Source organism: Pseudomonas sp. GM49, assembly GCF_000282355.1.
Classification (GTDB): Bacteria; Pseudomonadota; Gammaproteobacteria; order Pseudomonadales; family Pseudomonadaceae; genus Aquipseudomonas.
This window is the reverse complement of the sequence record NZ_AKJL01000236.1, coordinates 1-20,483: the sequence shown is the minus strand read 5'-3', so window position 1 is coordinate 20,483 and position 20,483 is coordinate 1. Positions and strand designations below refer to the sequence as shown.

The 20,483-nt window shown below is 60.7% G+C and carries 22 protein-coding genes; 11 read left to right on the top strand and 11 right to left on the bottom strand.

The window, feature by feature from the left end; translation table 11 throughout:
• The coding region (locus PMI29_RS08545; RefSeq protein ID WP_008001057.1) for a DUF6543 domain-containing protein at nt 1-441 on the bottom strand (441 nt) is incomplete at its 3' end.
• A 272-nt stretch (nt 442-713) separates the two neighbouring features.
• Here PMI29_RS08545 and PMI29_RS08550 point away from each other — a divergent pair.
• Nucleotides 714-1,841, top strand: coding sequence for a sensor histidine kinase (locus tag PMI29_RS08550; protein WP_008001054.1), 1,128 nt, complete (start codon nt 714-716; stop codon nt 1,839-1,841).
• Nucleotides 1,842-1,990: 149 nt separating this feature from the next.
• Here PMI29_RS08550 and PMI29_RS08555 read toward each other — a convergent pair whose 3' ends face one another.
• Both PMI29_RS08555 and PMI29_RS08560 read right to left on the bottom strand, forming a co-directional pair.
• Nucleotides 1,991-2,296: a chaperone modulator CbpM gene (locus tag PMI29_RS08555; RefSeq protein WP_008001053.1), complete on the bottom strand. Its 306-nt coding sequence runs from the start codon at nt 2,294-2,296 to the stop codon at nt 1,991-1,993.
• A gap of 27 nt (nt 2,297-2,323) precedes the next feature.
• Nucleotides 2,324-3,268 (bottom strand): DnaJ C-terminal domain-containing protein, encoded by a 945-nt coding sequence (locus PMI29_RS08560; protein ID WP_008001052.1) that lies wholly within the window; start codon nt 3,266-3,268, stop codon nt 2,324-2,326.
• Nucleotides 3,269-3,565: 297 nt separating this feature from the next.
• On the opposite strand from PMI29_RS08560, the gene PMI29_RS08565 reads away from it, so the two are divergent.
• Entirely contained in the window at nt 3,566-4,840 is a 1,275-nt protein-coding gene (locus PMI29_RS08565) for an Hsp70 family protein (protein ID WP_008001051.1), read from the top strand.
• A 159-nt stretch (nt 4,841-4,999) separates the two neighbouring features.
• Here the strand turns inward: PMI29_RS08565 and PMI29_RS08570 are convergent, their stop codons facing one another.
• The 3 genes from PMI29_RS08570 to PMI29_RS08580 all read right to left on the bottom strand — a co-directional run bounded on the left by PMI29_RS08570 (nt 5,000) and on the right by PMI29_RS08580 (nt 7,433).
• A complete protein-coding gene (locus PMI29_RS08570) occupies nt 5,000-6,013 on the bottom strand; it encodes an AI-2E family transporter (protein ID WP_008001050.1) in 1,014 nt (337 codons plus the stop codon).
• Between the two features lie 252 nt (nt 6,014-6,265).
• Nucleotides 6,266-6,574, bottom strand: coding sequence for a PsiF family protein (locus PMI29_RS08575; protein WP_008001045.1), 309 nt, complete (start codon nt 6,572-6,574; stop codon nt 6,266-6,268).
• A gap of 64 nt (nt 6,575-6,638) precedes the next feature.
• Nucleotides 6,639-7,433 (bottom strand): AraC family transcriptional regulator, encoded by a 795-nt coding sequence (locus PMI29_RS08580; protein ID WP_033052575.1) that lies wholly within the window; start codon nt 7,431-7,433, stop codon nt 6,639-6,641.
• Between the two features lie 97 nt (nt 7,434-7,530).
• Between PMI29_RS08580 and PMI29_RS08585 the strand changes: the two genes are divergently transcribed.
• Nucleotides 7,531-8,418: a DMT family transporter gene (locus tag PMI29_RS08585; protein ID WP_008001042.1), complete on the top strand. Its 888-nt coding sequence runs from the start codon at nt 7,531-7,533 to the stop codon at nt 8,416-8,418.
• An 89-nt stretch (nt 8,419-8,507) separates the two neighbouring features.
• On the opposite strand, the gene PMI29_RS08590 is transcribed toward PMI29_RS08585, so the two are convergent.
• From PMI29_RS08590 to PMI29_RS08600, 3 genes are all read right to left on the bottom strand, one after another.
• Nucleotides 8,508-9,398 carry an esterase/lipase family protein gene (locus tag PMI29_RS08590; RefSeq protein WP_008001040.1) on the bottom strand — a complete coding sequence of 297 codons (891 nt, stop codon included), beginning with the start codon at nt 9,396-9,398 and terminating at the stop codon, nt 8,508-8,510.
• 107 nt (nt 9,399-9,505) lie between these two features.
• A complete protein-coding gene (locus PMI29_RS08595) occupies nt 9,506-9,811 on the bottom strand; it encodes a DMT family transporter (protein ID WP_008001039.1) in 306 nt (101 codons plus the stop codon).
• Nucleotides 9,812-10,450, bottom strand: coding sequence for an FMN-dependent NADH-azoreductase (locus PMI29_RS08600; protein ID WP_008001038.1), 639 nt, complete (start codon nt 10,448-10,450; stop codon nt 9,812-9,814).
• A gap of 110 nt (nt 10,451-10,560) precedes the next feature.
• Between PMI29_RS08600 and PMI29_RS08605 the strand changes: the two genes are divergently transcribed.
• The gene (locus PMI29_RS08605; protein ID WP_162130683.1) at nt 10,561-11,493 is read left to right on the top strand and encodes a LysR substrate-binding domain-containing protein; all 933 of its coding nucleotides are present in this window, start codon (nt 10,561-10,563) and stop codon (nt 11,491-11,493) included.
• On the opposite strand, the gene PMI29_RS08610 is transcribed toward PMI29_RS08605, so the two are convergent.
• Nucleotides 11,483-13,552 carry an AsmA family protein gene (locus tag PMI29_RS08610; protein WP_008001036.1) on the bottom strand — a complete coding sequence of 690 codons (2,070 nt, stop codon included), beginning with the start codon at nt 13,550-13,552 and terminating at the stop codon, nt 11,483-11,485. The two genes, PMI29_RS08605 and PMI29_RS08610, sit on opposite strands and share 11 nt — an antisense overlap.
• A 389-nt stretch (nt 13,553-13,941) precedes the next feature.
• On the opposite strand from PMI29_RS08610, the gene PMI29_RS0130340 reads away from it, so the two are divergent.
• The 7 genes from PMI29_RS0130340 (at nt 13,942) to PMI29_RS08640 (ending at nt 19,404) form a co-directional block, all read left to right on the top strand.
• Entirely contained in the window at nt 13,942-14,580 is a 639-nt protein-coding gene (locus PMI29_RS0130340; protein WP_033052574.1) for a hypothetical protein, read from the top strand.
• Nucleotides 14,581-14,753: 173 nt separating this feature from the next.
• Nucleotides 14,754-15,386 (top strand): TetR family transcriptional regulator, encoded by a 633-nt coding sequence (locus PMI29_RS08615; RefSeq protein ID WP_007991209.1) that lies wholly within the window; start codon nt 14,754-14,756, stop codon nt 15,384-15,386.
• Between the two features lie 260 nt (nt 15,387-15,646).
• The gene (gene ureE, locus PMI29_RS08620; protein ID WP_008001034.1) at nt 15,647-16,147 is read left to right on the top strand and encodes an urease accessory protein UreE; all 501 of its coding nucleotides are present in this window, start codon (nt 15,647-15,649) and stop codon (nt 16,145-16,147) included.
• Nucleotides 16,144-16,818 carry an urease accessory protein UreF gene (locus tag PMI29_RS08625; RefSeq protein ID WP_008001033.1) on the top strand — a complete coding sequence of 225 codons (675 nt, stop codon included), beginning with the start codon at nt 16,144-16,146 and terminating at the stop codon, nt 16,816-16,818. The genes ureE and PMI29_RS08625 overlap by 4 nt, the downstream gene beginning before the upstream one ends.
• 23 nt (nt 16,819-16,841) lie before the next feature.
• Nucleotides 16,842-17,456, top strand: a complete 615-nt coding sequence (gene ureG, locus PMI29_RS08630; RefSeq protein WP_008001031.1) for an urease accessory protein UreG — start codon at nt 16,842-16,844, stop codon at nt 17,454-17,456.
• 27 nt (nt 17,457-17,483) lie between these two features.
• Nucleotides 17,484-18,056, top strand: a complete 573-nt coding sequence (locus PMI29_RS08635) for a HupE/UreJ family protein (RefSeq protein WP_008001029.1) — start codon at nt 17,484-17,486, stop codon at nt 18,054-18,056.
• A 214-nt stretch (nt 18,057-18,270) separates the two neighbouring features.
• Complete coding sequence (locus PMI29_RS08640; protein ID WP_008001026.1) at nt 18,271-19,404, top strand: AGE family epimerase/isomerase; 1,134 nt, start codon at nt 18,271-18,273, stop codon at nt 19,402-19,404.
• A gap of 43 nt (nt 19,405-19,447) precedes the next feature.
• Here the strand turns inward: PMI29_RS08640 and PMI29_RS08645 are convergent, their stop codons facing one another.
• Nucleotides 19,448-20,353, bottom strand: a complete 906-nt coding sequence (locus PMI29_RS08645) for a cation diffusion facilitator family transporter (RefSeq protein WP_008001025.1) — start codon at nt 20,351-20,353, stop codon at nt 19,448-19,450.
• Nucleotides 20,354-20,483: the final 130 nt, after the last annotated feature.

Below are 20,483 nucleotides of genomic sequence, written 5' to 3'. Positions count from 1 at the left end.
AGCCGCCTCGAAGTTGTGCAGCGCCGCTTCCAGCAAAGTGGATTTGCTCACACGGGTGGCGCCGTTATCGATGACAAGGGCAATCGGGGCCGGCACTTCAAGTTCGATGCTCAGATCCCTGGCTTTTTCGGCGGTATTGAATCTGGACTGCAATAACGGGTCGAGCAGCGGTTCGGCGAAGGCATCGATGTCCTGTTGCAAGTTCCCCAGGGTCTTGTCCAGTACGCCTTGCAGGCGCCAGCGCTCATCGATCAGTTGCTTGAGGTATTGGCGGTCCATTTCCCGTGCGCGTCCATACCATTCGGGTATCGGGGACTGGAGGGTTTCAAGGGTTTTCAACTTCGCTGGCGAGGTATTTTTGATAGCGTCCGGTATCACGCCCAGCACGCGCTGGTAATGAATGCCGGTGTTATCGGCGGGAGATGTTTCGGCGGGTTCCATCGAGTTGCTTCCATGCAAGTCAGGCATCGGTCGATCACTTCAGACAAGAAAAAGAACCAACAGCTTATTCCCCAGCGCTTGAAACAAAAGTCCAAATATCTGTTTGGCGAGCACCGCGAAAGCGTCCGGACGGATCGAAAATCAAGTCGCCTTCAATACATAAATACCGCCCGATAATCCGCCATCGTGCCTGTGCATGAGCGGTCGTGTTTTTTCCGCCAAAGAGACTAATATTCGATCCGCTGTCCCCGATTCATGCTCAGGTAACCGCCATGCGTCTTTCCGAATTCATCGTGCTACACGTTGATCGCATCGTCGATGAGTGGGAGCAGTTCGCCACATCCATCACCCCGGCTGCCGAGTCCATGGACAGCGTCGCCTTGCGTGACCATGCCCGGTCGATACTGCTGGCCGCAGCCCGGGACATGTGCAAGCCCCAGTCACCCGCCGAACAAGCGGCCAAGGCGCGCGGCGAAGGCCCGGAGAAAACCCCGAGCCTCGACGAGGCCGGTGCCAGCCATGGCGAGTTGCGCCATACCGTGGGTTTTGATCTGGTGCAGATGACCAGTGAATTCCGTCATTTGCGCGCCTGCGTCATCCGCCTGTGGGTCAACAGCCTGCAATCGCCTGACCTGGCCTACTTCCAGGACATGATCCGTTTCAACGAAGCCATCGACGAGGCCCAGGCCGAATCCACCGCTGCCTATGCCGAAATGGTCAACCGCTCCCGGGACATTTTCCTCGCGATCCTCGGTCATGACCTGCGCGCTCCCCTGCAGGCGGTGAGCATGTCCACCGAAATTCTGCTGCGCAAAGCCGCGCTCGAAGGTGATGCGCTCAGGTGCGCGATCAATATCCAGCACAGTACCGGGCACCTCGCGGTGATGGTCAGCGATTTGCTGGAACTGGTGCGCAGCCGCCTGGGCAAGCACCTGCCGATCGAACCGGCGCCCATGGACCTGGCCGAAGCGGTGCACGAAGCGATTGCGCGGGCCTGTGCCGGTCAACCGGAGTGCGATCCGACCCTGACAGTACAGGGTGACACCCACGGTACCTGGGACCCACGCAGGCTCGATCAGATGCTGCAAAACCTGATCGGCAATGCCTTGCAGCATGGCTCGAGCAAACGTGAAGTGACCTTGACCCTCAAGGGCGAGGCCGACAGCGTTCGGCTGACGGTGCACAACGACGGCATCCCGATTCCCGTCGACGCGATCCCGACGATTTTCGACCCGCTGGTGCGCAGCGCCAGCGAAGAACTCGGCGAGCCCACTACGAGCCTCGGATTGGGGCTGTTTATCGTCAAGGAAGTGGTCGACGCCCATCGGGGAACGATTGAAGTCAGCTCCAATGAGAGCGATGGCACGACGTTTACCGTGGTGTTGCCGAGGAAGATGTAATGCCGTAATACCGCGTTATCGTTCATCGCGAGCAAGCTCGCTCCCACAGGGGACTTTCATCACGACACAAACCAATGTGGGAGCGAGTTTGCTCCGGGCGGCGTTCCGACGATGGCGTCCGAACAGGCAGCAAAGAAATACCTGAACGACTACTCCACCAACAACCGCCCCAATCGCTGCTTGAGCATGCGGTTCTCGGCCCGCAGTTGCTGCACTTCTTCGAGCAGGTCCAGCGCCAGGGCGACGCCTTCCCATTCCAGGTCAAGGTCGCGCTGCAGCTTGGCCGCACGCTTGGCCAGGGTCAGCTCGTAGTCGTTGAAAACCCAGTCCTTGGGCTGAGCACCCTGAGGTTCAAGGATGCCGTGTTCGACGATTTCGATCACGTAGGCGTCCGAAAGCTCGGTCGCCTCACAGAATTCTGCCATGTCCAGTTGAACGATCAGGGGACTGCTCATTGTCAGTGACTCCTTGGTTCTATGGGATCAAAAATGCTCACGCGGATCGAACGCGGCTTTTTTCGCCAGCTCCTGCCACAGGGCCTTGATGTCATCGTCGGATTTCTTCGGCATCACGGCCTTCAGTTGCACGAACAGGTAACCGCGCTCACCGGCCTTGTTCATCAGGCCATGGCCCTTGGCGCGCATACGCTGGCCGTTCTGGCTGCCAGCCGGCACCTTGAGGTTGATCTTGCCGGTCAGGGTCGGCACGGCGACTTCAGCGCCCAGCGCCAGCTCCCACGGTGCCAGTGGCAAGGTGATGATCAGGTTCTCGCCTTCGACGTCGAATTTCGGGTGCGGCGCAAAACGGATCGTCAGGTACAGGTCGCCATTGGCGCCGCCACCCACGCCCGGAGCGCCCTGCCCCTTGAGGCGAATGCGCTCGCCGTCGCTCACACCGGCGGGGATCTTCACGTTCAGGCTCTTGCTGGTGTTGCTCACATGCTGGCCGGCCGCGTTGTACTGCGGCACCTGGAAGGTGACCTTCTTCGACTCGGTCGACAGTGTTTCTTCGAGAAAAACCCCAAGTTCCATTTCCACGTCCTGTCCTCGACGTCCGGTACTGCGACGCGACTGTCCACCACCAAAGCCTGGCCCACGGTTGCCGAAGATCGAACTGAAAAAGTCCGAGAAATCGCCCGTGTCCTGACCGCCACCACCGAAACCGCCACGGCTTTGCCAGCCTGGTGGTCCCTGGAACGGCTGGCCGTGCTGGCCATAGCGGCGCAACTCATCGTATTCGGCGCGTTTATCGGCGCTTTTCAGCGCTTCATAGGCTTCCGAAGCGTCCTTGAATTTGGCCTCGGCATCCTTTTCCTTGCTGACATCGGGGTGGTATTTGCGCGCCAGCTTGCGATAGGCGGCCTTGATCGCCTTATCGTCTGCGGTCGGCTCCACACCGAGAATCTTGTAATAGTCTTTGAAGTCCATCGCGGGAATCACCATCCGTTATCAAATCGCGCCACGGGCCACAGCATGCGCTTGTTTGCAGCCATTGGTTTGACCGATCTCAAGTTTGTGACCGGGCGGCGCGGCAGAAGTTTATCGGCAGCAGGCGGGGCTTCTTGCGAGCACTCCCGCGGCTGTCCGGTTGATGCAGGGTAGTTTGGGGGGGATGCCCCATCTTTCAAGGCATTGTTTGCGAAGAATTAGCAGATAACCGGCCTTCGAATCTGGCGCGCTCTGACATACACTGCGCGGCCGTTTTTTAACCGGAACCTGAAAGACATGAACAACGCATCTCCAGCCCGTGCCTTGGGTATCGACTTTGGCACGTCCAACTCCACTGTCGGCTGGCTGCGCCCCGGCGTGGAAACGCTGATCGCGCTGGAGGACGACAAGATCACCCTGCCGTCGGTGGTCTTCTTCAATATCGAAGAACGTCGCCCGGTGTACGGCCGGCTGGCGCTGCACGAGTATCTGGAAGGTTATGAAGGCCGCCTGATGCGCTCGCTCAAGAGCCTGCTGGGTTCCAAGCTGATCAAGCACGACACCAGCGTCCTCGGCACGGCGATGCCGTTCAAGGACCTGCTCGGGCTGTTCATTGGCCAGCTCAAGAGCCGTGCCGAAGCGTCCGCCGGTCGGGAATTCGAAGAAGTGGTGCTGGGCCGCCCGGTGTTTTTTGTCGACGATGACCCGATGGCCGACAAGGAAGCCGAAGACACTCTGGTAGACGTGGCGCGCAAGATCGGTTTCAAGGAAGTCTCGTTCCAGTACGAGCCGATTGCCGCCGCGTTCGACTACGAGTCGACCATCGAGAAAGAAGAGCTTGTCCTGATTGTGGACATCGGCGGTGGTACCTCCGACTTCTCCCTGGTGCGCCTGTCGCCGGAGCGTCGGGGTGTGGATAACCGCCACGAGGATATCCTCGCCACCGGCGGTGTGCACATTGGCGGAACCGACTTCGACAAACAGCTCAGCCTGCAAGGCCTGATGCCGCTGTTCGGCTACGGCAGCCGCATGAAGAGCGGCGCCTACATGCCGACCAGTCACCACATGAACCTGGCGACCTGGCACACCATCAACTCGGTGTACTCGCAGAAATCGCAACTGGCCCTGGGCAGCATGCGCTACGACATCGAAGACACCGGCGGCATCGATCGCCTGTTCAAGCTGATCGAACAGCGCGCCGGGCACTGGCTGGCCATGGAAGTGGAAGAAACCAAGATCCAGCTGACCCACGCCGACAATCGCCACGTGCCACTGGACCGCATTGAAGCGGGCCTGAGCGTGGACCTGAGCCGTGCGCTGTTCGAGTCAGCCATCGACAGCCTGCTGGAGCGCGTACGCAACAGCGTCACCCAACTGCTGGCAGACGCCGATGTGCGGGTCGACCAGGTCGATACGGTGTTCTTCACCGGCGGTTCGAGCGGCATTCCGGCGCTGCGCAACAGCGTCTCGGCGATGCTGCCGAAGGCGCGGCATGTGGAAGGGAATATCTTTGGCAGTATCGGTAGCGGTCTGGCGATCGAGGCTGCGAAACGCTACGGGTCGATGGACTGATCCGGAACTCTGTGGCGAGGGGGCTTGCCCCCGTTCGGTTGCGTAGCAACCGCAGTCAGTTTGAATCAACAAATCTGACGGTACGCGGTGTCTGATTTCGGGGCTGCTTCGCAGCCCAACGGGGGCAAGCCCCCTCGCCACAATCAGATCAGCAGCAGATCAAACCATCCCCACCTGCTTCAACTCGCTCTTCAGATACGCGTAGTAAATCGGCCCCGCCACCACCCCCGGCAGGCCGAACGCGGCCTCGAACACCAGCATCGCCAGCAGCAACTCCCACGACTTGGCACTGATCTGCCCGCCGACGATGCGCGCGTTGAGGAAGTATTCCAGCTTGTGGATAAAAATCAGGTAACCCAGCGCCGCGACGGCGACCCAGATCGACAACGACAAACCGACGATAGTGATCAGGGTGTTCGACATCAGGTTGCCGATCACCGGCAGCAGGCCGAGCAGGAACGTCAGCACGATCAGGGTTTTGGTCAGCGGCAGCTTGATACCGAACAGCGGCAGGATCACCGCCAGGAAAATCCCGGTGAAGAAGGTGTTGAGCAGGGAAATCTTGATCTGGGCGAACACGATGTTGCGAAACGCCTGGACCAGCAGGTGCAGACGTTCGAACAGGGCGGCAGCCAGAGGTTTGCGCTTGGTCAGGTCCGGCACGCGCTGCAAGGCAATGATCGCGCCCAGCACCATGCCGATCAGCAAGGTCACGAACATGTGCGCCGCGTCCTTGCCCACCAGTTGCAACTCGCTGAGGTGCTTGCTGACCCATTCGCCAATCGCCACGCGAAATTCAGCGGCACTGGCCGGTAGATAGGCGTCGATGAACGGCGGCAGTTGCCCGCGCGCGCGGTCGACCACCCCCATGAACTTGTCGAGGGAAGCGCCGGGGTTTTCAGCCTCGTGCAGCAGGAAGCTGAAGGCACCGGCAAAGATCAGCGACAGCACGCTGACAATCAGAGTCCCCAGCAATGCCACTGCCAGCCAGCGAGCACGCCGGCCTTCGATCAGCCGTTGCAGTTGCGGGGTGAGCATGTTGACCAGCTCGAACACCAGCAACCCGGCGAGCAGGCTGGGCAGCAACCGCAGCGGCAGGACCAGCAGCAGCCCGCCAAAAATGATGACCCAGCTGATGACCAGCAAAATTTGACGCTGAGAAAACGTTGGCATACAGCCTCAAAAACGAACGGCATAAAAAGGATTGGCAGTCTGCCAGCGATCCGGGGCGAGCACTAGGGATTGTGTGGATCGACCTTGGTCGGGGGCAGCTCAAGCGACTCGGCGCCCTTGTCGGCCTCTTCGCGGGCAAGCCCGCTCCCACAGGGATCCTGGATGCCTGCGCAATTTTTGTTCAGCACATAAACCATGTGGGAGCAGGCTTGCCCGCGAAGAGGGCGGCACATTCATCACAAGCGTCCAGGTTTATTTTTTCTTCAGGCATTCACTCATGAACGCCTTGCGCTCATCACCCTTGAGGGCTTTGGTGGCGGCGTCGGCGTTGCAGGTTTTCATTTTCTCTTGCTGCGGCGTCAAGGCCTTGCCGGCATCGTTTGCCGCCGGTGCGGCCTTCAGACAAGTGCTCATGAAGGCTTTGCGCTCGTCGCCCTTGAGGCTTTTGGCCGTGGCGTCGGCGTTGCAGGTAGTCATCTTTTCCTGTTGGGCAGTGGCAGCGAAACCCTGGGAACAGAGCAGCAAACCGATCATCAACAAAGGGGCACGCAACATCTTCATGGAGTTTTCTCCTGGTCGCCACACCGAGGGGCGCGGCCTTGTACTGGAGTGTAGACAACCCCTGTTACACCTTCCTGTTCTCCAGATGGCTGCGCCGATACTGCTCCGGTGTACACCCGGCCTGGCGCTGGAACATCGCGATAAACGCCGAGCCGGTGCTGTAGCCCATGTCGAAGGCGATTTCCTGAATGCTGCGCTGGCTATCCAGTGCTTCGATCGCTGCCAGAAAGCGCAGGCGCTGGCGCCACTCACCGAAACTCATGCCCAGCTCCCGCACAAACTGCCGCGCCAGGGTGCGCTCGCTGACATGGATGCGGGCGGCCCATTCCGCCAGCGGCCGGTTATCCCCCGGATCGGCCTGCAACGCTTCCAGAATCCCCAGCAATCCGGGGCTGCTGGCGTAGGGCAGGTAGCACTCGTGCACCGGGGCCTGTTGCAGTTGATCCACCAATACCTGGGCCAGGCGCTGGTCGGCGGCCTGCTCGGGAATTTGCACGTCCCGGGCGGCGAAGTCCTTGAGGATCGCCTTGAGGATGTCGCTGATGGCCAGGGTACAGGCTCGCGACGGCAGATCGGCGCACACCTTGGGCGCCAGGCACACGGCGCGGTAGTTGACCGGTTGGTGGCTATAGAAACTGTGCTCGATCTGTGGCGGTACCCAAACCGCGTATTGCGGTGGCGACATGAAGCGGCTGCCCTCGACGTCCATGTGCAGCACGCCGTGGGCTGCATATTCCAGCGTCCCCCAGGGATGTCGATGGGGGGCCGCGTATTCGTGGGCGTCGAAATCGGCGTAGCGGAAATACACCGCAGACGGCAGTTCGCTGAAATCCAGCAGGTCGATGTGTTTATTGCTCATGCTGTCTGTCATCAGGGGCGGGTTGTCCGGATCGAAGTATAGGCTTGCATCCAGACAAGCGGATAATTGCACTTCATTAACGTTCTGGTTTTTTCCGATGCAATACGCTTATCCCTTGCTGGCCATTTTCATCTGGGCCGGCAACACCGTGATCACCAAAATGTCGGCCGGGGCGATTTTCCCCGCCGAGATCGGTTTCTACCGCTGGCTGCTGGCCGGATTGCTGTTCACGCCCTTCATGCTCAAACCGGTGCTCGCCCATTGGCCGCTGATCCGCCCGAAACTGGGCAAGATCTTTGTCCTCGGGGTACTGGGCATGGCCGTTTATCAAAGCCTGGCGTACTTCGCCGCTAGCCTGACCTCGGCCACCAACATGGGCATCATCCTGTCGCTGATGCCGCTGATGTCGCTCGCCATGGCGATCATCAGCCTCGGCCAGCGCCTGACCATGGGTGCCCTGGCCGGTGCGGTGCTGTCGTTCGCCGGTGTCCTGGTGGTGGTGTCGTCCGGCAGCCTTGGTTCATTACTGGAACACGGGGTCAACCTGGGCGACGCGATGATGCTGGTCGCCACTCTGGCCTACGCGGTCTACAGCACTCTGTTGAAAAAATGGCAGCTGAAACTGCCGCCGCTGGTGCTCCTGTATTTGCAGGTGCTGGTGGCCGTGGTGGTGCTGTTTCCGCTGTTCCTCGCCTCACCGAAAGTCGGCCCGACCCTGCAGAACATTCCGCTGGTGCTGTACGCCTGCCTGCTGGCTTCGATGGTCGCGCCGCTGGCGTGGATGCAGGCCGTGGTGCGTTTGGGGCCGAGCCGTACCACGCAGTTTTTCAATTTGCTGCCGTTGATCACCGCATTGATTGCAGCGGTGGTGTTGCATGAGCAGTTGGCGATGTATCACTTGGTAGGTGGTGTGTTGACGCTGGGTGGGGTGATTGTTTCCGAGCGTTGGACGACGGTGTTGGGCCGTAAGGTCCGCGTTGCCTGATCCGGCGCCATCGCGAGCAAGCCCGCTCCCACATTTGGAATGCATTCCCATGTGGGAGCGGGCTTGCCCGCGATGAACGATAACGCGGTCTAAAGCCCAGCCGTGCTTAGCCGCGCCGCATGCTCGACAAACAACCGGATCGGCTCGGCCCCCCTGCCGACCAGCCCCAGCGACTGATTGACGATATCGAAGTGATCCAGCGGATACTCATCGCCAATCACCGTCCCCAGGTGCGAGCTGTAGCGCCCGACCATGCCGTCGCAGTGCCCGGCTTCGCGGACGAAGGTCTTGGCGAACAGTCGGCAACTGCGGTTGGTGCCGTCCAGCAGATTGCGCCCGCGATCGGTAATGCCCGGCTGCAAGGTGCCGGACCAGGAGTAGTAGCGCACGCCGTTGACCTCTTCCGGTCCGTGACCGCCCCAGATTTCGGGCAAGCCCTGTGGATAACGCCGGTTGAACAGCGCCACGCCCGCGCTGGTGAGGGAGTGATGGGACGCATGGATATCCACCGGCAGCTTCGGTCCGCGGTAACCGGTATCCAGCAACCCCATCAGCGCGCCGACCATCCGCAGCAAAAAGCAGATCAGACGACCACGGACGCTGTCATGGGGATAATGCTTGTGCAGGTAATCGGCAAGCTCAGAACCATGATTCGGCCCCGCCACCGAGGTCACCGATGCCACGAGATCCGGACGCTTGGCGGCGGCGTAGCGGGCGGTCAATGATCCTTGACTGTGGCCGATCAGGTTGACCTTGTCGGCGCCGGTTTCCTGCAGGATTTCGTCGATGCGTGCCAGCAATTGCTCGCCGCGCACTTCGTTCGAATTAAGCGGCGAGACCTGCACGGCAAACACCACCGCACCACCATGGCGCAACACCTCGACGATCCCGTACCAGTACGGATAAAGCACCAGGCGGATGAACCCGAGCATTCCCGGGACCAACACCAGCGGGTAGCGCGGGGCAGAACCTTGCGACATGGGCGGACATCCTGGTGGTCGGGCGGTGACGCAAGGCGGGAGGCAAGACATCCGCCAAGCATCGCCAGCGAAGATGACAACTCAACGACAAGTCTATGTCATCCGCCCTACTTCAACCCCGCCACGCCCGCCACGATCAGCCCGACCGAGACCAGTTTGATCACGCTCAGGCTTTCACCCAGCAGCGCGAAACCGAGAAACACCGTGCCCAGCGAACCGATGGCGGTCCAGATCGGGTAGGCGATGCTCACCGGCAACTCGCGCATGGCCAGGGTCAGGAAGTAGATCCCGCCCACAGCGGCCACTACAGTGATCAGCGAAGGCCAGAGCCGGGTGAAGCCCTCGGCGTATTTCATGCCCATGGCGAAGGTGACTTCGAACCCCGCGGCGATCAGCAGAAACAGCCAGGCCATCTAGAACTCCCCGGCCAGCGCCAACAAGCGCCGCTCAGCCTCGGCGGCAGAGAGTTCAAAGGTCCGCTCGGCGGACTCTTCGCCCTCGGCAGCCACCACGGTGACGTCCGTGATGCCGATGAATCCGAGCACCGTGCGCAGTAGCGTGTCTGCATGGTTCATGGCTTCCAGCTCACCTCCCGGGCCAAAACCGAAGCCGCCACGGCTGGTGATGATCAGGGCTTTTTTTCCCTGCACCAACGGTTGGTACTGGGCCACGCCGTTGTCCAGGGTGTGATCAAAGGTCACCCCGACGCGCACGATCTGATCGATCCAGGCCTTGAGCCCGCTCGGTACGCTGAAGTTGTGCATCGGCATGGAGATCAGCAACACATCGTGGCCAAGCAGTTCGCCGACCAGTTCGTCGCTGAGCGCCAGATCGGCCTGCATCGACAGTGGCCGAGCGGCGGGCTCGGGGTAAAACGCGGCGGCCACGAATGCCTCGTTGACCGGCGGTATCAGCGCCCGCCCGACTTCGCGTCGGGTCAGTTGCGCGTGTGGATGACGGGCCTGCCAGGCCGTCAGAAACACTTCGGCCAAACGGCGCGAATGCGAGCGATCACCACGGGGGCTGGCATGAACGGCAAGAATTTTACTCATCTGAATCTCCTCAAGGACTAAACTCAAACGGCTTGTGGCTTGCAGCTTGAGGCTCGTAGCTGCGCCTCTTCAAATGAGCAAAAATCAGTCTGGATGAATCTATTTCACCCATGGAGTATTCAATGTTTGCCTCGTTGCCGTTGACCGCCCTGCGGGCCTTTGAATCCGCCTCACGCCTGTTGAGCTTCAAGGCTGCCGCCGAGGAACTGTCCGTCACCCCGACGGCGGTGTCCCATCAGATTCGCTCCCTGGAGAGCTGGCTCGGCGTGCCGTTGTTCGAGCGCCTGCCACGCCAGGTGCGCCTGACCGAATGCGGCGAACGGCTGTTCCAGAGCCTGCACGGGGCTTTTCTGGAAGTCGCGCAAAGTGTCGATACCCTGCGCCCGCAACGCAGCAGCGCCAACCTGACGGTCTCCACCACCGCTGCCTTCGCCGCCCTGTGGCTGGTGCCACGGCTGGGACGTTTCTACGCCCGACACCCGAACATCAACGTGCGCCTCGATACCCACTGCGAAGTCATCGATCTGCATCAGGACGCCAGTGTCGATCTGGTGCTGCGTTACAGCCTCGACGATTACCCCAACCTGTATGGCCAGTGCCTGTTCGATGAGTCCTTCGGTGTCTACGGCTCGCCCGAACAAGTGGCCTTGGCGTCGAGTCGCACCCCGACGCTGATCAGCGTGCGCTGGCACAATTCCAAACTCTATGCCCACGGCTGGGAGGCCTGGTGCGCTCGCTCCGGCGAAACCTGGCTGAGCGGCAGGCCCGCCGTGCGCGAATACGACGAAGAGCATTACGCCCTGCAAGCGGCGATTGCCGGGCAAGGCCTGGTGTTGGCAAGCAATATTCTGGTGTCGGAAAGCGTAGCCAGTGGTCTGTTGTTGCCGTACCGGGGGGAAATCCAGGTCGATGGCGCCGGCTATAGCGCACTGTGCGTGCCGGGACGCGAACGTCATCCACCGGTTCGGGCGTTTTTTGCGTGGCTGCGTGACGAGGCATTGTTGTCCGGGCATACGGTGCGCGGATCAGCGATCAGTTTTTGACGGTCTTGGGCACCTTGCCCGCCTTCATTTGCTCCAGCAACGGCGCGCACTGGTTCGCCTCACCGCCGCTTGGCGCCACCAGCGCCAGCAACCCTGCCGCCGGTGCGGCGATTACGCCCAGCGCCACCATCCCGGCTCCGCGCAGCATCAACGGCACGGCCTTGACCCCGGCATCGGGTTTGATGAACTTGCCGCGCACATACAGTGGCGAGCGCAATGAAATCAGGCGCCAGCCCTTGGATTCCGGGGTGATGGTCAGGTCCAGCTGTTCAGTCGCCATGTTCGCGGTGCCGTCGATGTAGACGACGGCGTTCTCGGTGTCGAACACAAACAAGCGGGTACTCGCCAGGCCAGACTGGATACCGAAGTCGGCGGCCGCGCAGTTGATCTTCACTTCCTTGTCGCCAAAGATCTTGCCGACCACATAGTTGCCGACGTTCAGCCCCGCCAGCTCCATCAATTCGCGACTGATGGCGCCATCATTGATCAGCATTTTCAGATTGCCATTAGCACTGCCTAGCAGCTTGGCCACCGAATTGCCCCGTCCGTTGATATCAGCATCGCCGTTGAGTTCGCCGAAACTGGTTTTCATCGGTTCAAAGCCAGGAAACAACTGCTTGAGCTTGAAGCCTCGCGCAGTGAGCCTGGCCTGGCCTTCCAGTGGATCGGTGTGGCCGTTCAGGCGAATTTGCGCATCCAGTTTGCCGCCCGCCACGCCGAAGCGCAGCGGCTCGAGGCTGAGCACGCCATCGGTGAGCACCAGATGGGTATAGAGGTCGTTGAATGGCAGTTTTTCACTGTGCATGATGCGTTTGCCGGTGAACTCGACATCGGCGTCCATGTCGCGCCAGCGATCGGTCTTGAACTCTTCGACCGGCAGCACTTTGTCCGCCGGTTGTTTACTGTCGCCGCCACGGGCCTTCTGTTTGGCGTTGGAGTCGGCGCCGATCAACGGGGCCAGGTCAGCGAACAGCAATTGATTGGACAGCAGCGAGCCGCTGAGTTTTGGCCGTGGCTGGCTGGCCACGTAAGTCAGATTGCCATGGATGTCACTTTCGCCGATCTGGCCGTTGAACTCTTCATAGCGGAACACCGCGCCTCCCGTCTCGTGCAGCTTGGCGATCAGGTGGCCGTCGGTGGCATAGGGCGGCGTGTCCGGCAGGGTCACGCCGGTCAGCGGGTAGAGGTTGCCCAGGCTGGTGCCGGCCAGTTTCAGGCGCAGGTCCAGGGCGCCGAGATTCAGCGGATCGGTCAGGGTGCCGGCCAGTTCGATGCTGGAATCGGCGATCTTCACCTGTGCCTGAAGCGGAAACGGCCGCGCCGCGTCCTGCAGCGCCAATAGCCCGCCAATCTTGCCCTGGCCCGCGAGTTTCTGGCCGTGGTACTCGCCGTTGACCTTGAGGGCGAACGCATAATCCTGGGGTGACGAACCCTTTTCCTGCGCGGCTTTCGCCGCTTTGTCGCCGACGATATCGCTGAACGGAACCGGTTTGCCCAATGGATCGATCAGTACGTCGAGTTGAGTCTTCAGGTTCTGGTCGTCGAGGGTGACGCGGCCCTTGTCGAAGCCGATCGCGCCGATATCCACCACCCAGCTGGAAGGCTCGGCGTTCGGGTCTTTGGGGTCGAATTTGAACGTCCAGTTGGCGCGCCCGTCAGCCAGGCGTTGCAGCTGGGCATTCGGCTCGGTGAGATCGATACGCGGGATCACCACCCGCTGCGCCAGCAAGGCCAAGGGTGAAATACGCAATTCGACACGCTTGAGGGTGACCATCTGCGGTTGTTTTGACCAGTCCGGATTGCCCAGGCTGAGGTCCTCGGCCACCACGTGAGGCCACGGCACCCAGGCGCGCCAGCCGCTTTCATCGGGCTCGGGCTGCCAGACCACCGACAGATTGCCGTTGATGGCAAAAGCGCGGTGCAGTTCTTCGGAAACTTTGGCGTTGAGTGGCGGTTTGATCCGGTTCCAGTCGAAGAACACGATGATCAGCACCAGCACCAACAACAAGGTAAGGAAGGTGGAAAGGGTCCAGACAAACGTTTTTTGAGTGCGCGTCATTGCACAGGGCTCCTGATACGACTGAGCGCCCCGACTGCGACGCACAGGTGAAACGGCGAGCCGGAAGCGGCCCGTCATGAAATCTACGACTGATAAAAACCCGGCAGGTTTAATCGAAAGACCGATTTCGCCGAATCCACCCAGTCCAATACTGACCGACCAGTCGACCAGCGTTACCGCCCCCCGCACTTTTGCACGTCACGGATGGGTCGAAAATACCCACTTCAGTGCAAAACCGATCGCCGGAAATGCCCGTTCTAGAGCGCCTGCAGCAAACAATCAATTCCGTTGATTATTACCATTGCGTTTATGAACTTTCATATCGACTTATCGAGAGTAGCATTGCTCTCGTACCCACTTATTCGCACTCCCAAGGAGCAAAAATAATCATGAAACGCCAATTACTGCTTAGCCTTACCCTCTCGATGCTGGCCAGCACCGCATTTGCCCTGCCTGCCGCTGACCAGGCTACACCACAAGTGAAAGACAGCCGCTCGGTGTTCAGCCAGACCGTCGCCGCTGATGGTTCCGAGCGTACTCCACAAGGCCAGACCCTCGCCGAAGGCGGTAATGATCGCCTGAAAGAAAAAGGCCTGATCACTCAGGATGGCTCGGACCGCACTCCACAAGGCCAAACCCTGGCTGCTGACGGTTCGGATCGCACCCCACAAGGCCAGACCCTCGCTGCTGACGGTACCGATCGCACCCCACAGGGCCAGACCCTCGCCGCTGACGGTACCGATCGCACCCCACAGGGCCAGACCCTCGCTGCTGACGGTACCGATCGCACCCCACAAGGCCAGACCCTCGCTGCTGACGGTACCGATCGCACCCCACAGGGCCAGACCCTCGCCGCTGACGGTACCGATCGCACCCCACAGGGCCAGACCCTCGCTGCTGACGGTACCGATCGCACCCCACAAGGCCAGACCCTCGCTGAAGGCGGTTCGGATCGCACTCCACAAGGCCAGACCCTCGCTGAAGGCGGTGGTGACCGTGTAATCGAACGCAACAGCGCCGTGAGCTAAGCCCCATGGCCGCCTTGAAAAAAAGCCCAATCCCCGGATTGGGCTTTTGACTTTTCAGCGGTCTGCTTGATAGATGCCGCACTTCCCCGCGTGATCCCCCATACAGTCGTTCGACGCAGGCAAAGCCGATTTGCTAGAGTGCGCCGCGTCCCTGTCCAGAAAACGCCCTTGCGATGCTGCCCCGCGCCGAACAGAAACAACAAACCCGTAACGCCCTGATGGACGCTGCCCGGCGCCTGATGGATGGCGGCCGAGGATTCGGCAGCCTGAGCCTGCGTGAAGTAGCGAAAACCGCCGGGATCGTACCGACCGGTTTCTACCGTCATTTTGCCGATATGGATGAACTGGGCCTGGTGCTGGTCAGCGAAGTCGGCCAGACATTCCGCGAAACCATTCGCCTGGTGCGGCACAACGAATTCGTGATGGGCGGCATCATCGATGCCTCGGTGCGGATCTTTCTCGACGTGGTCAGCGCCAACCGTTCGCAGTTCCTGTTTCTCGCCCGCGAGCAGTACGGTGGCTCGCTGCCGGTGCGCAAGGCCATCGGCCGTTTGCGTGAAGACATCAGTTCGGACCTGGCGGCAGATTTGTCACTGATGCCGAAACTGCAGCATCTGGATATCGCCGACCTGAGCGTCATGGCCGATCTGATCGTCAAAAGCGTGTTCGCCACCCTGCCGGACATCATCGATCCGCCAGCCGAAGCCTTGCCTGAACACCTGACGCCCCAAGCGAAAATCACCCAGCAACTGCGCTTCATCTTTATCGGCCTGAAGCATTGGCAAGGGCTTGGCAGTACCGAGTAATGCCAATTCCTCCAGGCTTAGCAGTGTGTCAGATACATACATATTGCATGTACTGCCGCCTTCGCGAGCAAGCCCGCTCCCACATTGAACCGCGCAGCTTCAACTTGGTGCGCAAATCAAAAACAACGCACCAACTTCAATCAAAAAATCTACTCCATCGATACCCGTCCCACGTCTCCGTCAGGCATTTCCTACGCATCGAGTCGATTGGCAAGCCCCTTGCTCTAGCCTGAGCATTGTCCATTGCTGGAAGCCTTCCGATGCTGGTGATTCATCGCAGAATCGACCCTCAACCCGTTTGGGCCGCCGAACTGCACCTGACGTTCGAAGCCCGCAGCAAAAGCCGTTTGCGCTGTTTCAGTGCCGAGGGCGAAGACGTCGGGTTGTTTTTGGAGCGCGGCCAGCCGCCATTGCATGATGGTGAATGCCTGCAGGCCGAAGACGGGCGAGTCGTGCGTGTCTGCGCCCGCCCCGAACAATTGCTGCACGTCACCTGCGCCAATGCCTTCGAACTGACCCGCGCGGCCTATCACCTGGGCAACCGCCATGTCGCCCTGCAAGTCGGCGACGGCTGGTTGCGCCTGCTCGACGATTACGTGCTCAAGGCCATGCTCGAGCAACTCGGTGCCCATGCCGAGAATATCGAGGCTCCGTTCCAGCCGGAACATGGCGCCTACGGTGGCGGCCATCATCATTCGCGCCACGGTGATGAAGACTTCAACTACGCGCCGAAACTGCATCAGTTCGGCGTACGCACATGAACCCGGCCTGGGCGCTGCTGCGCCTGGCCAGTCCGCAATTGCCGATTGGCGGCTACAGCTACTCCCAAGGGCTGGAGATGGCTGTGGATAACGGCCGGGTAAACGATCCCGCCAGCGCCCGACGCTGGATCAGCGATCAGATGCTGCTGAACCTGGCACGCTTCGAAGCACCCTTGCTGCTCGCCCATTGCGTGGCCGCCAGTGAGGACAACTGGAGCGAATTGCTACAACGCTGCGAGGAACACCGCGCCAGTCGCGAAACCCGCGAGCTGCATCAGGAGAGCCGACAGATGGGCTACTCGTTACAGCAATTGCTTAATGGCTTGCCGGAACTCGACATCCCCGCCCGCGCCTTCCTCGAGCAACGCAGCGAGCCACATCTGGCCCTGGGTTGGGCCTTGGCCGCCCGCGCCTGGCAGATCAGCCCACAGGACGCCCTGGCCGCGTGGCTCTGGAGCTGGCTGGAAAACCAGTTGGCGGTGCTGATGAAGACTTTGCCACTGGGTCAGCAAGCCGCCCAGCGCCTGACCAGCGAATTGTTGCCACTGCTTCAACAGGCGCAACAGAACGCCACCCGAATCGATCCCGATCACTACGGCAGCGCCGCTTTCGGCCTGTCCCTGGCGTGTATGGCCCACGAGCGCCAATACAGCCGTCTGTTCCGTTCCTAGGGCCTGTTATTTTGGAGAATCACATGAACACACAACCCCTGCGCGTCGGCATCGGCGGCCCGGTCGGCTCTGGCAAAACCGCCCTGACCCTGGCCCTGTGCCTGGCCCTGCGCGAGCGCTACAACCTGGCCGTGGTGACCAACGACATCTATACCCGCGAAGACGCCGACTTTCTGGTGCGCAACGAAGCCCTGGCGCCGGAACGCATCATTGGCGTGGAAACCGGCGGCTGCCCGCACACGGCCATCCGCGAAGACGCCTCGATCAACCTCGAAGCCGTGGACCAACTCAATCGACGTTTTCCGGGGCTGGACCTGATTCTCGTGGAGTCCGGTGGCGACAACCTCTCTGCAACCTTCAGCCCGGAACTGTCCGACCTGACGATCTACGTGATCGACGTCTCGGCCGGCGACAAGCTGCCACGCAAGGGTGGGCCGGGGATCTGCAAATCCGACCTGCTGGTAATCAACAAGATCGACCTGGCGCCACTGGTCGGTGCCTCGCTGGAGATGATGAACAGCGACACCCAGCGCATGCGCAACGGCAAGCCATTTGTCTTCAGCAACCAGAAAACCGGCCAGGGTCTGGAAGAGATCATCGCCTTCATCGAACGCCAGGGCTTGCTGACCGCGGCCTGATCACAACTTGAACAAGGAAGCTTATCCATGACACTCAAACGCATTCTCGGCGCCCTGGCCCTGCTGCTGACGCCAGCCCTCGCCTTCGCCCATCCGGGGCATGGCGACAATGGCTTGATCGCCGGTATCAGCCATCCGCTTGGCGGCATCGATCACTTGCTGGCGATGCTCGCGGTCGGCCTGTGGGCAGCGCAACAACAAGGTGCCGCACGCTGGGCACTGCCCTGCACCTTCGTTGGCACCCTGTTGATCGGCGGGATGCTGGGCTTTGAAGGAATGAACCTGGCTGCACTGGAGAGCGGGATTGCCGCTTCCGTGTTGGCTTTGGGGCTGGCGGTTGCTCTGGCAGTGCGTCCACCGCTGGTGATGGCGGTGGGTGCGACGGCGTTGTTTGCGCTGTTTCATGGCGTGGCCCATGGCCTGGAGCTGCCGGAAATGTCGAGTCCATGGACCTATGCTGCTGGTTTTGTCGCCGCGACGGCTGTGTTGCATGCGGCGGGTTATGCGCTGGTGCGGGTGTTGCCTCAGGCGGCGGCACCGTTGGTGCGACTGGCGGGCGCGGCTTCGGCGGTGACCGGGGCGTGGCTGCTGGCGGGCTAGTTCTCTAGCGCCTGAACCGGCCTCTTCGCGGGCAAGCCCGCTCCCACAGTGGTTTGCTGTATGGCATGGATTTCATTCACACCAGAAACCCTGTGGGAGCGGGCTTGCTCCGGGCGGCGTTCCGACGATGGCGGCCTGACAGACACCGCATCGCTCCGGCCGGCCTCTCTGCTAACATGTCGCGCAATCGCCCCTGCCGTGACGACGCCAGCCAATGCCGCCTGTTTCCCGCTCCGCCTCCCAGCCTGAATTGACCGCCCTGTTCGCCTCGGTGCAACAGCACTTCCTGAACGTCATCGTGCTGCTCTGGCAAGGCCCGGGCTGGAACGCCGACATGGCGTTGCCCTATGAGGCGCTGGATGCCGAACACCAACCGCTGCCACCGCAACGTTACCGGGCCATGGCCTGCGCGCGGCAGTTGTATCTGTTTGCCAGCCTGATCGGTCAGGTGCCGGACGCCGAAGAGCGTGCCGCCGCGTTGTTCCGCTCGTTGCAGCGGCACTTCCACGATGCCGAGCACGGCGGCTGGTTCTACAGCGTCGATGCACAAGGGGCGCCGCTGGATCAGCGCAAGGACCTCTACACCCACGCCTTCATCCTGTTCGCCTGCGCCCATTACTGGGACAAGGTCCGCGAGCCGCTGGTGGAGTCGGTACTCAATGCCTCGCTGGAAGTGCTCGCCCAGCGCTTCGCCACGGGCGACGGCCTGTACGAAGCCACCCTTGACCGCGACTGGGCATCGCTGGACAGCGGCCCCTTGCAAAACCCGCTGATGCACCTGGCCGAAGCATTTCTCGCCACATTGTCGGTGCGTGAAGACCTCGATGTGCAGCACGCGCTCATCGAGTTATGCACAGCCATGCACGTGCGTTTTATCGACCCGCAGCACGACGTGTTGATGGAAAAGCCGCTGGGGTCTGTGGATAACTGGTTTGAACCGGGGCATCAGTTCGAGTGGTATTACTTGCTTGAGTCATCCGCTCTGCTGCGTAGCTCGAAACTGCATGGTTCGCTGGAACGTGCTTTTGCCTTCACCGAGCAATTGGGCGTCGATCAACAGACCGGCGCGGTGCGGGCCATGCTCGACCTCGAACCGGGCGGCGGCGTTCGGGACGCCACGCAGCGTATCTGGGCCCAGGCCGAGTACCTGCGCGCCTTGACGCTGCGCCCGGACAGCGAAGCAGATGTACTGCGCCAGTTGCAGGCATTGCAGCAGCGCTCACTGCACGCAGGAGGCTGGTTTGAGTGCCGTGATGAGCACGGTGAAGTCAGCCGCCGCGACATGCCGTCGACCACGCCTTATCACCTGGCGACCTGTTATCGCGGGTTGGCGGAGTATCTCGGCTGACTGTTGCCTGCTCGCGATTGACCTCAAAGAGGTCACCTACCTGTCACTCAGTCCACTTGCGATCCCCGGTAAAGCTGATGGTCAGCCATCGTGCTGCATCCGGCTTACCGAGTTTCGCGGAAATTTCCTCCCGCAAACGGTCCAGTTGCCCTACTCCGTCGAGCCAGTAATCCTTCGGCAATACGATGTGAATCTCAATGAAACACGCCCGACCGTGCTTCTGCACGTAGGAAATGTAGTCGTCGAAACCATGCTCGACCTTGGCCTCGTCCATCACCTGGCGAACCTTGTCGTCCAGTTGATCCGGGACAATCCCCAACACATCGCGCAATGCCGGTCCGAGGATTTTGAACGCCGGAGGAAGCATGCCCAAGGCCAGCAGAATCAGGATCATCGGGTCGACATACACCGCCCACTTGTCGTAACCCTGGGTCTTGAGCAGCAGCGCAATCAGGAAACTCACCAGCAGTCCCGCCGACAGCATCGCGTCCACCAGCCAACTGATGTTGTCAAACTGGATCAGCGATGATTTGAGTGTGCGATTGCGATGACGGACGTAGAAAAAATAAATCAGTTCAACGACGGTAAACACCGCTGCGTAGAGGATCACCAGACCAAGCTCGACCTCGCGGCCTCCACTGATGATGCCGAACACGCCGTTGAGAAAGGCATAAACGGCAACCAGGAATATGAAACTGCCTTCGATCACCAGCACCATGGGCTCCAGGTGCCAGGAGCCGAACTGGAAGCGCTGATTACTTTCCTTGGCGATCAGCCGGGCGGTGATCAGCATCAGGACCTTGATGAAGGCCGCGATTAACGAAAAGAAGCCATCGAACAGGATGGATTGTGCGCCCGAAACAAACCCGGTGATGATCCCGGCGAATGTCACGGCGAGCATCAGGAAGGTCGATTGCTTGAGCAGCGACTGCTCGCCTCGATTACTCACTGGATCTCCTCTAATACCTCTAGACCGCCGGGTGTGGCGGAGTTATTGGGTGAGGAGTCTAGCTGATGTCTTGTACTGCCAGTTCCGGCCCCTTCGCGGGCAAGCTGAACTGGCCTAATGATTTTGGACA

Excerpts from the sequence above, each read along its gene's own strand:
- PMI29_RS0130340 (WP_033052574.1), top strand. The coding sequence starts at position 13,942 with ATGAAACGCCAATTACTGCTTAGCCTTACCCTCTCGATGCTGGCCAGC.
- PMI29_RS08575 (WP_008001045.1), bottom strand. The coding sequence starts at position 6,574 with ATGAAGATGTTGCGTGCCCCTTTGTTGATGATCGGTTTGCTGCTCTGT.
- ureE (WP_008001034.1), top strand. The coding sequence starts at position 15,647 with ATGCTGGTGATTCATCGCAGAATCGACCCTCAACCCGTTTGGGCCGCC.
- PMI29_RS08560 (WP_008001052.1), bottom strand. The coding sequence starts at position 3,268 with ATGGACTTCAAAGACTATTACAAGATTCTCGGTGTGGAGCCGACCGCA.
- PMI29_RS08570 (WP_008001050.1), bottom strand. The coding sequence starts at position 6,013 with ATGCCAACGTTTTCTCAGCGTCAAATTTTGCTGGTCATCAGCTGGGTC.
- PMI29_RS08595 (WP_008001039.1), bottom strand. The coding sequence starts at position 9,811 with ATGGCCTGGCTGTTTCTGCTGATCGCCGCGGGGTTCGAAGTCACCTTC.
- PMI29_RS08640 (WP_008001026.1), top strand. The coding sequence starts at position 18,271 with ATGCCGCCTGTTTCCCGCTCCGCCTCCCAGCCTGAATTGACCGCCCTG.
- PMI29_RS08580 (WP_033052575.1), bottom strand. The coding sequence starts at position 7,433 with ATGAGCAATAAACACATCGACCTGCTGGATTTCAGCGAACTGCCGTCT.
- PMI29_RS08610 (WP_008001036.1), bottom strand. The coding sequence starts at position 13,552 with ATGACGCGCACTCAAAAAACGTTTGTCTGGACCCTTTCCACCTTCCTT.
- PMI29_RS08615 (WP_007991209.1), top strand. The coding sequence starts at position 14,754 with ATGCTGCCCCGCGCCGAACAGAAACAACAAACCCGTAACGCCCTGATG.
- PMI29_RS08565 (WP_008001051.1), top strand. The coding sequence starts at position 3,566 with ATGAACAACGCATCTCCAGCCCGTGCCTTGGGTATCGACTTTGGCACG.
- PMI29_RS08555 (WP_008001053.1), bottom strand. The coding sequence starts at position 2,296 with ATGAGCAGTCCCCTGATCGTTCAACTGGACATGGCAGAATTCTGTGAG.
- PMI29_RS08590 (WP_008001040.1), bottom strand. The coding sequence starts at position 9,398 with ATGTCGCAAGGTTCTGCCCCGCGCTACCCGCTGGTGTTGGTCCCGGGA.
- PMI29_RS08550 (WP_008001054.1), top strand. The coding sequence starts at position 714 with ATGCGTCTTTCCGAATTCATCGTGCTACACGTTGATCGCATCGTCGAT.
- ureG (WP_008001031.1), top strand. The coding sequence starts at position 16,842 with ATGAACACACAACCCCTGCGCGTCGGCATCGGCGGCCCGGTCGGCTCT.
- PMI29_RS08605 (WP_162130683.1), top strand. The coding sequence starts at position 10,561 with ATGGAGTATTCAATGTTTGCCTCGTTGCCGTTGACCGCCCTGCGGGCC.
- PMI29_RS08585 (WP_008001042.1), top strand. The coding sequence starts at position 7,531 with ATGCAATACGCTTATCCCTTGCTGGCCATTTTCATCTGGGCCGGCAAC.
- PMI29_RS08635 (WP_008001029.1), top strand. The coding sequence starts at position 17,484 with ATGACACTCAAACGCATTCTCGGCGCCCTGGCCCTGCTGCTGACGCCA.
- PMI29_RS08600 (WP_008001038.1), bottom strand. The coding sequence starts at position 10,450 with ATGAGTAAAATTCTTGCCGTTCATGCCAGCCCCCGTGGTGATCGCTCG.
- PMI29_RS08625 (WP_008001033.1), top strand. The coding sequence starts at position 16,144 with ATGAACCCGGCCTGGGCGCTGCTGCGCCTGGCCAGTCCGCAATTGCCG.